Annotated in this window: 12 protein-coding genes; all 12 read right to left on the bottom strand. The window is 47.8% G+C overall.

Going from position 1 to position 13,705, the window contains the following annotated elements; genetic code table 11:
- Positions 1 to 40: 40 nt before the first annotated feature.
- Complete coding sequence (locus HPL003_RS17985; protein ID WP_014281138.1) at positions 41 to 253, bottom strand: YlzJ-like family protein; 213 nt, start codon at positions 251 to 253, stop codon at positions 41 to 43.
- Positions 250 to 1,104: a ClpP family protease gene (locus HPL003_RS17980; protein WP_014281137.1), complete on the bottom strand. Its 855-nt coding sequence runs from the start codon at positions 1,102 to 1,104 to the stop codon at positions 250 to 252. Before HPL003_RS17980 ends, HPL003_RS17985 begins: the two co-directional genes overlap by 4 nt.
- 237 nt (positions 1,105 to 1,341) lie before the next feature.
- Entirely contained in the window at positions 1,342 to 3,021 is a 1,680-nt protein-coding gene (locus tag HPL003_RS17975; RefSeq protein ID WP_014281136.1) for a ribonuclease J, read from the bottom strand.
- 356 nt (positions 3,022 to 3,377) lie between these two features.
- Entirely contained in the window at positions 3,378 to 4,259 is an 882-nt protein-coding gene (gene dapA, locus HPL003_RS17970; protein ID WP_014281135.1) for a 4-hydroxy-tetrahydrodipicolinate synthase, read from the bottom strand.
- Positions 4,260 to 4,300: 41 nt separating this feature from the next.
- The gene (dapG, locus tag HPL003_RS17965; protein ID WP_014281134.1) at positions 4,301 to 5,518 is read right to left on the bottom strand and encodes an aspartate kinase; all 1,218 of its coding nucleotides are present in this window, start codon (positions 5,516 to 5,518) and stop codon (positions 4,301 to 4,303) included.
- Between the two features lie 36 nt (positions 5,519 to 5,554).
- Positions 5,555 to 6,592, bottom strand: coding sequence for an aspartate-semialdehyde dehydrogenase (locus tag HPL003_RS17960; protein ID WP_014281133.1), 1,038 nt, complete (start codon positions 6,590 to 6,592; stop codon positions 5,555 to 5,557).
- Positions 6,593 to 6,727: 135 nt separating this feature from the next.
- The gene (locus tag HPL003_RS17955; RefSeq protein WP_014281132.1) at positions 6,728 to 7,321 is read right to left on the bottom strand and encodes a dipicolinate synthase subunit B; all 594 of its coding nucleotides are present in this window, start codon (positions 7,319 to 7,321) and stop codon (positions 6,728 to 6,730) included.
- Positions 7,321 to 8,217, bottom strand: coding sequence for a dipicolinate synthase subunit DpsA (dpsA, locus tag HPL003_RS17950; RefSeq protein ID WP_014281131.1), 897 nt, complete (start codon positions 8,215 to 8,217; stop codon positions 7,321 to 7,323). The genes HPL003_RS17955 and dpsA overlap by 1 nt, the downstream gene beginning before the upstream one ends.
- Before the next feature lie 220 nt (positions 8,218 to 8,437).
- Positions 8,438 to 8,884: a dUTP diphosphatase gene (gene dut, locus HPL003_RS17945; protein ID WP_014281130.1), complete on the bottom strand. Its 447-nt coding sequence runs from the start codon at positions 8,882 to 8,884 to the stop codon at positions 8,438 to 8,440.
- Positions 8,862 to 10,127, bottom strand: coding sequence for a M16 family metallopeptidase (locus tag HPL003_RS17940; RefSeq protein ID WP_014281129.1), 1,266 nt, complete (start codon positions 10,125 to 10,127; stop codon positions 8,862 to 8,864). The genes dut and HPL003_RS17940 overlap by 23 nt, the downstream gene beginning before the upstream one ends.
- Before the next feature lie 66 nt (positions 10,128 to 10,193).
- A complete protein-coding gene (locus tag HPL003_RS17935) occupies positions 10,194 to 11,198 on the bottom strand; it encodes a polysaccharide deacetylase family protein (RefSeq protein WP_014281128.1) in 1,005 nt (334 codons plus the stop codon).
- Between the two features lie 232 nt (positions 11,199 to 11,430).
- The gene (pnp, locus tag HPL003_RS17930; RefSeq protein WP_014281127.1) at positions 11,431 to 13,533 is read right to left on the bottom strand and encodes a polyribonucleotide nucleotidyltransferase; all 2,103 of its coding nucleotides are present in this window, start codon (positions 13,531 to 13,533) and stop codon (positions 11,431 to 11,433) included.
- Positions 13,534 to 13,705: the final 172 nt, after the last annotated feature.

Here is a 13,705-nt window from a genome sequence, read left to right as displayed (position 1 = left end):
TCAACATTAAACGACCTATTTTTGTCCTATTTGACACCTTCTACGACCATTCGATGACTTGTCCAGGTGCATAACGCGGATTCAGGTAAGTTTCCAGCGGACAATCTAGCAATCGCACGATAATCCCCCTGCGACTTTCGAGCGGCTGCACCTGCATAAGTAAACCGTCAACCCGAATTTCTGCAAACGTCTCCGCCTCCTTCCACATGCCCTCCCACACCATTTCCATTGGCATTACGGTATATAAGGTCATTGGGGTAACTCCCCATTATGCTCATTAGGAAGCGTTCCAGTCGGGGTATCTGTAGCATTGGGGGAAAAAGGTACGAACGGAGCCTGCTGCTGAGTCCCTGTAATCCCGTTTTGCTGACGTCGAGATTCAATGATAGTGTTCAGTTGTTTCAATGCTTCTCCGATACCACCAACCGCGTCCATCAAGCCGTATTTCACTGCATCGGCTCCCCCAACCGCGGTACCAATATCCCGATTCAGTTCACCGGTTTTAAACATAAGCTCCTTAAACCGCTCCTCGGTAATGCGCGAATGGGAAACCACAAAGCGTACAACACGCTCCTGCATTTTTTCCATATATTCAAACGTTTGTGGAACTCCGATAACCAAGCCGTTCATACGAATCGGGTGAATGGTCATCGTCGCGCTCTCGGCAATATAAGAATAGGTGGACGAGACAGCGATAGGTACACCGATACTATGCCCGCCTCCAATGACAATGGTCACCGTCGGTTTACTCATTGAAGCGATCATTTCAGCAATAGCCAGCCCTGCCTCGACATCCCCACCTACTGTATTCAGCAGAATCATTAAGCCTTCAATGCGGGGATTTTGCTCCGCTGCTACCAGTTGAGGAATAATGTGCTCGTATTTGGTCGTTTTGTTTTGCGGTGGCAGAATCAGATGCCCTTCAATCTGACCAATTATGGTCATGCAAAAAATATTGGATTCGCTCCCGGGCATGGAGGTTTGTCCCAGCTGCTGCAAGGCCTCCATAGCAGGGGAATTGGGTCTTTGCCCGACTTCAGGCATAGGTTGATCCGGTGCTTCCGTTTCCTGTCTACCAGATGATAGGTTGCTGTATTGTTCCATGTGGGCAATCTTCCTTTCGCTTTACGCGTCTTAGTGACCCGTATTCACCCTATAGTATGGGATGGAAATGGAATATTTTATACCCGCCCCCATGGCTTTCCTTCTTTCCTCACCCGGAAAAGCCAAAAAAGCCTCCCCTCCCGCGGAAACCGTCCAATATTTCCTGCGGGAAGAGAGGCGACTGTGTGCCTGTGACTTAAGTTTTTAATTCAGGTTTTCGAGCAAATTTCAATTGACTCACACTTCCATAATGATTGGCAAAATCATCGGTCTACGACGAGTTTGCTCATACAAGAAGCGACCCAGCGCATCCTTGACGTTTGTTTTAAGGGAAGCCCATTCATTTACATTCTCGCTCATGAGCTTATGCAGTGTGCTTGAGACAATGCGATTCGCTTCATCCAGCAAACCTTCCGATTCGCGGACATATACGAAACCACGGGAAATGATATCCGGTCCTGACTTAATCGTGCCATCCTGCTTGCTCAGGGTGACAACAACAACCAAAATACCGTCCTGTGACAGCAATTTGCGGTCGCGTAATACGATATTCCCTACATCTCCTACACCCAGCCCGTCGATTAACACGTTGCCCGCTGTAACCTTACCAGCTCTGCGTGCTCCACCGTTCTGAATTTCAATAACTTCACCGATATCTGTGATGAAAATGTTGTCCGGCTCTACACCTACCGATTCAGCAAGGAGAGCATGACGACGTTGCATTCTGAACTCACCATGAATTGGCAAGAAGAATTTTGGTTTCATCAGATTCAGCATCAGTTTGAGTTCTTCTTGGCTTCCGTGTCCAGAAACGTGAATTCCCGGATTAGCTGCGCTGTAATAAACATTGGCACCTAAACGGAACAGCTCATCAATCGTGCGACCGACATATTTTTCATTACCCGGTACCGGCGTAGCTGCGATAATAACCGAATCTCCCGGAAGAATATCCACCTTACGATGTGTGGAACGCGCCATTCTTGTTAGAGCAGACATTGGCTCGCCTTGGCTACCTGTGCAGAGAATAACTACGCGATCCGCTGACATTTTGCCAACTTCCTCAGGCTCAATCAGCATTCCATCTGGAATTTCCAAATAGCCCAAATCAGATGCAATCCCTACGACATTAACCATACTGCGGCCGATAACCGTCACTTTGCGTCCTGTCGATTCAGCAGCATTAATAACCTGCTGAATACGATGTACGTTGGAAGCAAAAGTAGCTACAACTACACGCTGTCTCGACTTACGGAAAATGTCTTCCAGCACGATGCCGACGCTTTTTTCCGATGGAGTAAAGCCTGGTTTTTCCGCATTGGTACTATCTGACAAAAGAGCCAGTACGCCACGTGTGCCGATTTCAGCCATACGCTGCAAATCTGCATATTGTCCGTTTACCGGAGTATGATCAAACTTGAAGTCACCTGTATGAACAACAGCACCTTCAGGAGTATCAATGCATACACCTACCGAATCCGGAATACTGTGGTTTGTTCTGAAGAATGTTGCTTTCAGTGTGGAACCCAGCTTGATTTCGGAATCAGCATTGATCAAAATACGTTTGGTTTCGCCAAGCAGATTCGCTTCCTTCAGCTTGTTTTCCACCAGACCCAGCGTCAATTTGGTACCGTATACCGGTACATTCAAATGTTTCAGCACGTAAGGCAAACCGCCGATATGGTCCTCATGACCATGAGTCAGCACAATGCCTCTTACTTTATCGCGGTTCTCCGTAAGGTAGGAAATATCAGGAATAACGATGTCAATACCAAGCATGTCCTCTTCCGGGAATTTCAGACCCGAATCCACCACGACAATGTCATTGCCGTATTGAACGACATACATATTTTTCCCGATTTCACCGACGCCGCCCAAAGCGAAAATCATCAATTTATCGTTGTTTGTTTTTTTAGACAAATGAATCTAAACCTCCTATGGTAGTTGGACGTCGTACCTTGATTTATTTATTATTTAATTTTCAAAAGAATACCGCACCCAGTCACTTGACCTCATTATACATGATTAAAATAAGAAAAAACAAGTCATCCTGTTCGTTGCGCATAGGTTTCCCACTGCCGTCTAAAACCATTACTCCCTGTTCAATTATCTTGATACATGGTTAAAAGGCACAGCAAAAAGGGCGCCCAATAAGAACGCCCTCATGTCGGAGTACCTTGTCAAGGCTATAAAATCCTCCGGTTTCTTTACTCCCGGCTACCTTTAACAAGGGTACTCCCCGTATTCATTTAACATTTAAAATTCATTCTTCCCGATTAGCGGGCAAATAACTTCTTAATAAATTCCGCTTCCTCTTTGGTCGGAGGAATAAGCGGCAACCTAACAGAACCTACCGAAACATTCCGTAACTCCAGTGCATATTTTACAGCCACCGGATTAGGTAGCGGATGAGGACAGTCGAACAAACCCTTGAAAACCGGGAACAACTGCTGATGCAATTTTGCTGCCTGCTGTGCGTGTCCCCCTACAAGTGCATCAATCATCTGCTTCATTTCTGCGCCTACAACATGACTCGCCACGCTGATAATACCATAAGCCCCTACAGCCATAGCAGGCAACCCGGAAGCGTCATCCCCCGAATAAATGAAGAATCCTTCTGGAGCTGCGGCTGCAATCTGTGTGACCTGCGCCAGCGACGCGCATTCTTTGGTTCCTACAATGTTAGGGATTTGCGCAAGACGCAGCGTCGTTTCCACGGTCAGGCTGGCTGCGGTACGGCTTGGTACATTATACAGTATAACTGGAAGGGATGTGGAATTTGCAATACTTTCAAAATGCTGATACATCCCTTCCTGATTCGGTTTATTGTAATAAGGCACTACCAGCAAAACACCGTCTACCCCCGCCTGCTCCGCAGCACGGGTCAGATGAATGGAGTGACGTGTATTGTTGCTGCCAGTACCGGCAATGATTTTACATCGTCCGGCTGCTTTTTCTACAGTAAATGCAAACAACTTGATTTTTTCATCATCGCTCAGGGTAGGAGACTCGCCCGTCGTTCCTGATACGACAAGGGACTCCGAATGTTGTTCTTCTATTAAATAATCAATCAACGAGGACAATGCAGTCCAGTCAATCTCTCCTTGCTGATCAAAAGGTGTCACCATTGCGGTAATCAGTCTGCCGAAGTTCACCATGCTGCCTCCTTTTTTTGCAAGTCCGAGCACGGACATTGCGCCTATTGATGGAGTTCAAATTTATTATGCAATGCGCGTACAGCCTGCACCATATCTTCTTTTTTAACGAGTACCCAAATCGTCGTGTTGGAATCTGCCGATTGAAGAATCTGTACGTCTGACTCTGCCAATGCCTCTACAATCGTCGCCATAATGCCAGGTACCCCATTGATACCCCCGCCTATGACGGATACTTTAGCGCACCCTGCCAAAATTTTAGGCTCCAGGCCCAGTCCGTTCAGTACTTCGACCGCTTTGCTTCCATCGGTGTCGAACACGGTATAAACCGCCCCGGATGGAGTTACATTAATAAAGTCGACGCTGATTCCATGCTCAGCCATGGATTTGAATACTTGTAATTGCAAATGCTCCGAGCCTGGCTTTAATTCTACGGTAATTTGTGTGACGTTGCCGACATACGCAATGCCAGTCACGAAACGGTCAACGATGTCTGCCTGTACGTCCTTAAAGCCCTCCGGATGGGTGACCAGCGTTCCTTCCCCTTCGGAAAAGGTAGAGCGAACTCGAACCGGAATATTCGCCTGCATGGCGATTTCAACAGCACGGGGGTGGATAACCTTAGCCCCCTGATGAGCCATATTACAAATCTCCGTATAGCTGACATGGGCAAGCGGTTTTGCATTTTCCACGATGCGCGGATCGGCGGTCAAGATGCCGTTTACATCCGTATAAATGTCTACCATGTCCGCTTGTAGAGCGGCACCCAGAACGGTAGCGGAAGTATCGCTGCCTCCACGACCCAAGGTAGTCATATCACCGTTTACAGTCTGACCCTGGAAGCCTGTCACAATGACGACACGACCCTGGTTCAGCTCTTCCACGATACGGTCTGGCTTTATATCCAAAATACGAGCATTGCCGTATTGATCATCCGTAATAAAGCCCGCCTGTGCCCCAGTCAGCACCGTAGCAGGAATATCTTCATTCTCCATCAGGCTGCATAATGTAGCGGCAGAAATGATTTCACCACAGCACAGCAGTAAATCCCGTTCGCGCTTAGGAAGACTGTCGCCGTTAGACGCCGCCCAATCGAGCAGCGTGTCCGTGGCATAAGGCTCTCCTTTCCGCCCCATGGCCGACACAACGACAACCAGTTGAAAATTTTGTTCCAGCTCTCGCTTCACATGTCCTAGCACCAGTTGACGCGCTTCGGGTGTGGACAGCGAGGTTCCCCCAAATTTCTGTACTAAAATACTCATCGTTCTTCCCCCATCTTACTTCCTGCTTCAGGAACGTTATTCCGCATTTGCAGCAATAATCTCCGCGATTTGCACCGCGTTCCATGCTGCTCCCTTGAGCAGGTTGTCGGATACAACCCACAGATTCAATCCACGGCTATTGCCCAAATCACGACGCACACGTCCAACGAATACATCAGGTTTCCCTGCGGCTTCGGATGCCAGCGGATAGAGCTGCGCAGCAGGATCGTCTACTAGCGTTACTCCCGGTGCCGAAGCAAGCAGATTGCGGATTTCTTCCAAATCATAATCTTTTTTAAGCTCTACATAGACGGATTCCGAGTGTCCATATACGACAGGAATACGTACACATGTTGCTGTTACGTCTACGGATTCATCATCCAATATTTTTTTCGTTTCACGTACCATTTTCATTTCTTCCAGTGTGTAGCCGTTGTCCTGGAATTTGTCGATTTGCGGGATAGCATTGAAAGCAATTTGATGCTTCACAGGCAATGAGCCGACTGGCAGCAGATCAGGCTGAACTTCTTCACCGTTAAGGATCGCTGCACTTTGACGATTCAGTTCATCAATGGCACGGCTTCCAGCCCCGGACACCGCTTGATATGTGGATACGATGATACGGGAAATGCCATACTGGTCATATAATGGTTTCAAAGCAGCCACCATCTGGATGGTGGAGCAGTTCGGGTTGGCAATAATCCCTTGATGCTTGGCAATTTTGTCGCTGTTCACCTCAGGAACGACAAGAGGAGCTGTAGGATCCATCCGGAAGGCGTTTGTGTTGTCAATGCACACTGCGCCATGACGAACAGCATGTGGTGCCAGTTCCTTACTTACGTCTCCGCCTGCGCTGAACAAGGCAATGTCGATTCCTTCAAAGCTGTCGGGGGTTGCAATCTCTACTGGAATTTGCTGGCCTTTAAAGCTAATTAAAGTGCCGGCAGAACGAGGCGAAGAAAGAAATTTAATTTTATCTACAGGAAAATCTCGTTTTTCCAGCAGATTTACGATTTGTTCTCCTACAGCGCCTGTCGCTCCAACGACAGCTACATTAAACTTTCTATTGCTCATCTGGTGTATCTCCCCTTCTCGACTAAAAAACCATTTTTTTATTCTGAAAGCATCCACCGCCAACAAGAAATCAGACCCGATGCATCATCGAATCATCTTCTAGGCGAGGGATGCTCAGCAGTTAACTATAGTACTTCATGGAGTCTTGCGTTCCACAATCATCGGTTGAAACTGTTTGCCCTGCATAGCAGCGTAAGCGGCTTCCGGAATCAGCTCCATGTCAGCCACAAGTGAATTGGGCTTTTTAATTGGATTGTCCTGTCCGAACGGCACAAAAAATATATTTTTGGCTACCAGTAGCTTGGCGATATTCGCAGCATTCAGACCAAGCCCATCATTCGTTGATATGGCCAAAAGAAGTGGACGACCGTTGCGCAAATGCGCCTTGGCGGCCATCAGAACCGGACTGTCTGTCATGGCATTCGCCAGCTTACTCATCGAATTCCCCGTCAAGGGTGCAATCACCAGTACATCGAGTATTTGGGAGGGACCCAGTGGCTCAGCCTCCACAATTGTAGAAATGATATCATTCCCTGTTATATCTTTCAACTGTTTTTGCCAACTTTGCGAAGTACCGAAGCGGGTATCCGTTGTTAATACCGTATTGGATATAATGGGAACGACCTTCGCACCCTCGTCAACAAAACGCTGTATAACAGGCATAACCTCTTCAAATGTGCAGTGTGAACCTGTAATTGCATAGCCTACCGTTTTCCCTTGCCAACTCATTAAGCATCACCCCGATCAGGATTATCTTCCATTAACAACTGCACCAGCGTATTCGCTATAATGGCACCAGCAGTTTTGGGAGCGACAATACCGGGAAGGCCGGGGGCGAGCATAGCCGTAATTCCACGCTTTTCCGCAAAACGGAAATCACATCCGCCCGGGGCGGAAGCAAGGTCAATAATCACGGTGCCCTGTGACAATTTAGACAGGATTTGCGCTGTGATAATCATAGAGGGTATCGTATTAAAAATCAAGTCAACTCCCTGAGTCTCATCCGCCAAATCCCTTGTCATAAAAGGCTTCCAGCCCATTTCCACCGCTCTCGCCGCATCCTCTGCCCTACGTACCCCGACCTTCACTCTGGCTCCCAATCCTTGTAGCGCCCTTGCCATGGTAAATCCAGTCCGTCCCATGCCCAGAACCATACAATTTGCACCATGAATCGTAAAATCCGTATTCTGAATCGCCATCATCAGTGCGCCTTCCGCCGTAGGTATCGAGTTATATATGGCCACATCGTCTCTTTCCAGCAACTCCACCAGCTTTAAATCATGTCTGGAACAAATTTCTTTTAAGTACGTCCGCGCCATCCCCGTATATACGACGCAGTGCGGCGGAAGAGCAGCGGCGTGCTCATTCAGAAACTGCAGCTTTTGTGCTCCAAAAAGTGCATTCACATTGCCTCCCTCATCGCACCCCACAACTGGCAGCACAAGCGCATCTGCCGATTCAAGCAGCTTGACAGACAACGGCTCCCGCGTTGCTCCTCTGAGCGGCTCTTCAAGCTGGTCAAAGCCGACCACGCTGACGGTAGCATCCATGTCTACACATTTTCGGATTACCTCAAGCTGCCTCGCATCGCCACCCAATACAACGATGCGTATTCCTGTTAGCATCCGGATCACTCCTTTCCGAGACACGATATGCTTTTAGTCTATGCAGCCACCCATAGATAGGTGAAGAAACACAAAAAAACCGCCCTTTTCGGGACGGCCTTTTATGTGTATCCATATTCATATGCTATTCATGCTCCAGCTTATAATCGACAATTTGGTTATATTCTCCAAAATGCCGATTAAAGCCATGGCGTTCAGTCGTTTGAAGGAAACTATGGACTCAGCGTCCTGTATGACCGAAACCTCCAGCACCACGCACTGTTTCAGACAAACGGTCTACCTGTTTTAACTCTACCTCAGGTACAGTCTGAAATACCATTTGTGCAATTCGCTCATTACGTGTAATGGTGAATGGTTCCTCGCCCAAATTGATAAGCAGTACCTTAATCTCCCCACGATAATCCGCATCAATTGTGCCTGGTGTGTTGAGACAGGTAATACCATGCTTGAGAGCCAGTCCGCTGCGCGGACGGATTTGTGCCTCCAGCCCTGCCGGCATTGCTATAGCCAATCCGGTTGGAACAAGACAACGCTTGCCGGGTTCCAACACTAAGTCTTCTTGTACGGCAGCATACAGGTCAAACCCGGATGCAAGCTCTGACATTTTACGGGGCAGCTCAATATCCTCATTGCCCCCAAGTCTGTTAATTTCCACGTAAGTTAACAAAATAGTCCCTCCTCATATCCTTAACCGCTGAATCGCTCGCTCCGACCATCGACAAGGCAAACGGCTCCGAGAACATCTGGTCCAGCACCTTGTTCACATCATCAGCTGTCACTTGTTCAATGTGCTCGATCATTTGATCCAGCGTGTAATGCTGACCTAACATCAACTCATTTTTTCCAAGACGATTCATCTGACTTCCGGTGCCCTCAAGGCTTAATATCAAGCTTCCTTTTAACTGCTCCTTGCCCTTACGAAGCTCGTTATCATCCAGTCCCTTGACAGCCACATCCTGCAACAGCTCAAGCGTCAGATCCAGCACATCCTTCGTCTGCTTGGGAGCCGTACCGGCATAAATGGTGAACATACCACTGTCCGCATGAGAGCTATGGTAGGAATAGACCGAATAAGCCAGCCCACGCTTTTCTCGAATTTCCTGAAACAGTCGTGAGCTCATACCGCCGCCGATCGCGTTGTTCAGCAATACCATAGCATACTGGAGATCGTCACCTGTTGCAAATCCAGGCAGGGACAAGCAAATATGATTCTGCTCCGTTGCCTTTTCATGATACAACAGCTCACCATTAAACGCAGGCACCGTCAGAAGCGAAGCAGTTCCATGATTATCAAATTTCCCAAAGTGACGCTCCAGTAGCTCTACCAGACTATCATCAATATTACCAGCCACACTGATGACCGTATTGTCGATTGTATAGTGTTCTTTCATGTAATTGCTGAGATGAGAGCTGTCCATAGCTAATAAATGCTTTTCGGTACCAAGAATGGGGTAAGCCAGCGGATGGTCGCCATAAGCGGCCCTTGATAAGAGATCATGCACCATATCGTCCGGTGTGTCCTCGTACATGGAGATTTCCTCCAAGATCACGTTCTTCTCTTTTGCCAGCTCTTCGTGATCTAATTTAGAATTAAAAAACATATCGGACAGTACATCAACCGCAATCGGCAGATGCTCATCCAGCACCTTTGCATAATAGCATGTGTATTCCTTTGAAGTGAATGCATTAACATTCCCTCCGATGGCGTCAAATTGCTCGGCAATTTCCTTCGCGTCGAAACGCTCTGTTCCTTTGAAAAGCATGTGTTCAATAAAATGAGAAATACCGCTATTGTCCGGGTTTTCATTTCGGGAGCCGGTTTTAACCCATATGCCGAAAGAAACAGAACGCACGGTTGGAATTTGTTCAATGACCACTCTTAGGCCGTTTTTGAGTTGAATTCTTTCCACGACTGGCCCTCCTAAACTGAATTGCAAACTTTGCCATAATATTCAATCCTAACAGAAAAAAGACGTTCACTCAACCGGGGCAGATAGCTGCCGATCAGGAGAAAGCGTCTGACTGACGGTTCCGGGCACCAGTCCCTTACTGCGAATGGCACGGATCATACCTTTAAGAGCCGCCGATGAAGAGTCTGTCGGATGCATCAAAATCAGTGATCCCGATTCGACCTTGCTACTGATTTTAGCGATTACCGATTCAGGCGAAGGATGTCTCCAGTCCACTGTATCCAGTGTCCACAGCACTGTTTTAAGTCCAAGACCTGCTGCGAGATCAACCGTTTCCTGATTAAAATCGCCCGACGGCGGGGCAAACCAGCCGTTTTTCACACCTAAAATGTCCTGAAGAAGCACTTGTGTCTTCTCTATTTCCTGTGTAGCTCTTTCCCTGCTCAGACGGCTCATATTCGGATGGGAGTAAGCATGGTTCGAAAGCTCATGTCCTCTTTTTTGAATCTCTTTGGCGAGTTCAGGATTTTTTTTCAGCCAGCTACCATCGAAAAAAAACGTAGCCTTGACCTTTTCCTGATCCAGCGTATCCAGTATAGGCACGATATACTCGTTTCCCCAAGCCACATTGATCATGAAAGAAACCATCGGCTTCTCGGGATTTCCCCGGTAAATCGGGACATTGCCGAGCTGGTTCAAATGTACCTTGGGCGCAAGCTGTCGGTACACATATTGTATGGGTCGGTCCGGAGCCGCAATTGCCTTACGATAAGTCGCGTCCAGGTCAACCTCCAAGCCGTTATAGCCAGGAATAGCCTTCCATACCCGGTCGATCTTGGCATCAACCGGCGCTCGTCTTTGCCGGGCAGCCTCTGATCGCAGTCGCTGCATGAGTGCATTATCAGGTAAAGCCGCGATCGCCATCGTTGTTGCAGCCTCGGGCTCACTCGTTTCCGTGCTGTGTCCGGCGCGTAGTTGACTCACATACTCACGTACCCCACTAAACTGCCCAATCACCAGCGTAATGACCAGACTGGCTACAACCCACGCTGCTCTCTTTGCCTTTCTCATGATTCCTTCATCCTCCCGCCCGTTTGTCCACATTGTATGCGGGGAGGACAAGAACTATGACGCAGCAAGCCTCTGGAAGCCCACTTCGACACAGCTTGTGCATATGTATGAAAAAAGAGCCAGAAACGTAGCTCTGCCTCTTTCCAAAAGCTAAAACGATGCTATTCCAATCCCGAGTCTTCTGTAAAAAACGAACAGCACTCCTGTTATAGTGATCCGCTGTGCGCAGGTACTAGGCCTTTGCAGGAGCTTCAGCCGTCAGAACAGCTTTACGGGACAAATTAACACGGCCTTGTTGATCAATTTCGGTTACTTTCACCGTAATCGTATCTCCAATAGCAACTACATCCTCAACTTTGGCTACACGTTCAGTAGACAGTTGGGAAATATGAACCAGACCGTCCTTGCCCGGTAAAATTTCGACGAATGCACCGAATTTTTCAATCCGCTTCACTGTGCCGATGTAAATCTCTCCGATCACGACTTCTTTCACGATACCTTCAATAATGGAACGCGCCTTTTCATTCATCTCTTGGTTTGTGGAAGCGATGAATACACGACCATCCTGTTCGATATCAATTTTTACGCCGGTTTCTTCGATGATTTTGTTAATGATTTTACCACCCGCACCAATAACATCACGGATTTTATCCGGGTTAATGTGCATCGTCATAATTTTCGGCGCATACGGAGACAATTGCTCACGCGGCGTCTGGATGGCTTCCATCATTTTGCTAAGAATGAACAGACGTCCTTCTCTGGCTTGATTGAGCGCATCCTGCAAAATTTGACGGTCGATACCGTTAATCTTGATATCCATTTGAATAGCAGTTACGCCTTCTGCTGTACCAGCCACTTTAAAGTCCATATCACCCAAGTGATCTTCCATACCCTGGATATCGGTCAACACGGAAACATGCTCCCCGTCCTTGATCAATCCCATCGCTACACCTGCAACCGGAGCCTTAATCGGTACACCCGCATCCATCATAGCCAGTGTGCTTGCGCAGATACTAGCCTGAGAAGTCGAGCCATTCGATTCCAGCACCTCGGAAACGAGACGAATCGTATATGGAAATTCAGTTTCAGAAGGAATGACTTTAGAAAGCGCACGCTCACCAAGAGCACCATGTCCAATTTCACGACGACCCGGCGCACGCAAAGGACGAGCCTCGCCTACACTGAATGGAGGGAAATTGTAATGATGCATGAAACGCTTCGTTTCTTCCAGATCAATGCCGTCCAAAATTTGCACATCACCCAATGCGCCAAGTGTACAAACGCTAAGCGCTTGTGTTTGACCGCGTGTGAACAAGCCCGAGCCATGCGTACGCGGCAAAATGCTCGTATCGCTTTCGATCGGACGAATCTCGTCAAGCTTACGACCGTCAGGACGCACTTTATCATGCGTAATCAGACGACGGACTTCTTCTTTAACGATATCATAGAGAACTTCGCTCACGTCTTTCAAAAGCTCAGGCGTCTCTATGTATTGTACTTCAAAATGTGCAACCGTCTCTTCGTTGACTGCATCAATCGCCTCTTGACGGGCATGTTTTTCTACAATTTTGACGGCTTCCACCAAACGTTCAGCCGCATATGAACGAACCTCGCTGTTCACTTTTTCATCGACAGCATGCAGTTTAACCTGCATTTTCTCTTTACCTGCCACCTGAACCAGTTGTTCAATGACCGCCACAATGTTCTTAATCTCGTCATGGCCAAACATGATTGCTTCCAGCATGACTTCTTCCGGAATTTCGTTGCCTTCCGCTTCTACCATCATGATGGCATCTTTCGTTCCGGCTACAACCAGATACAAATCACTTGCATTCTGCTGCGCAATGTCCGGGTTAATCACGAATTGTCCGTCCACACGGCCTACAGCAACTCCGCCAATCGGTCCGTTAAAAGGTACGTCCGAAATGCTAAGCGCTGCCGAGGTTCCGATCATCGCTGCAATTTCCGGCTCACAATCCTGATCGACACTCATCACCAGGTTTAATACCTGTACATCATTCCGGAAGCCTTCCGGGAACAATGGGCGGATCGGACGGTCTGTCAGACGGCTGGACAAAATCGCTTTTTGACTTGGACGTCCTTCACGTTTAATAAATCCGCCTGGGATTTTTCCCACAGCATACAATCTTTCTTCATAATTCACCGTCAGTGGAAAAAAGTCCAAATCTTTCGGCGCATTGGAAGCGGTCACGGTACAGAGAACAACCGTTTCGCCATAGCTTACTTTAACTGCGGCATTGGCCTGTTTTGCAAGACGTCCTGTTTCCAGCACCAGCTTTCTTCCGCCGAGCTGCATTTCCACACGTTGCTCCATGGTATCCCTCCATTTCATTACATTGTAAAAGTTCTATACATATCCAGTATCTCCTGCGCGGGCCTAATTCATAAGAAGCCCTATGCATAATAAGCACAGAACCTTACTAGACTCGCATTTCTAAAGGATTTGTACGTCAAAAAAAATTCCTTACTTCAAAAAAGAACCCGGC

Source organism: Paenibacillus terrae HPL-003 (assembly GCF_000235585.1).
In the GTDB taxonomy this organism is placed as follows: Bacteria; Bacillota; Bacilli; order Paenibacillales; family Paenibacillaceae; genus Paenibacillus; species Paenibacillus terrae_B.
This window is presented reverse-complemented; position numbering and strand designations above follow the sequence as displayed.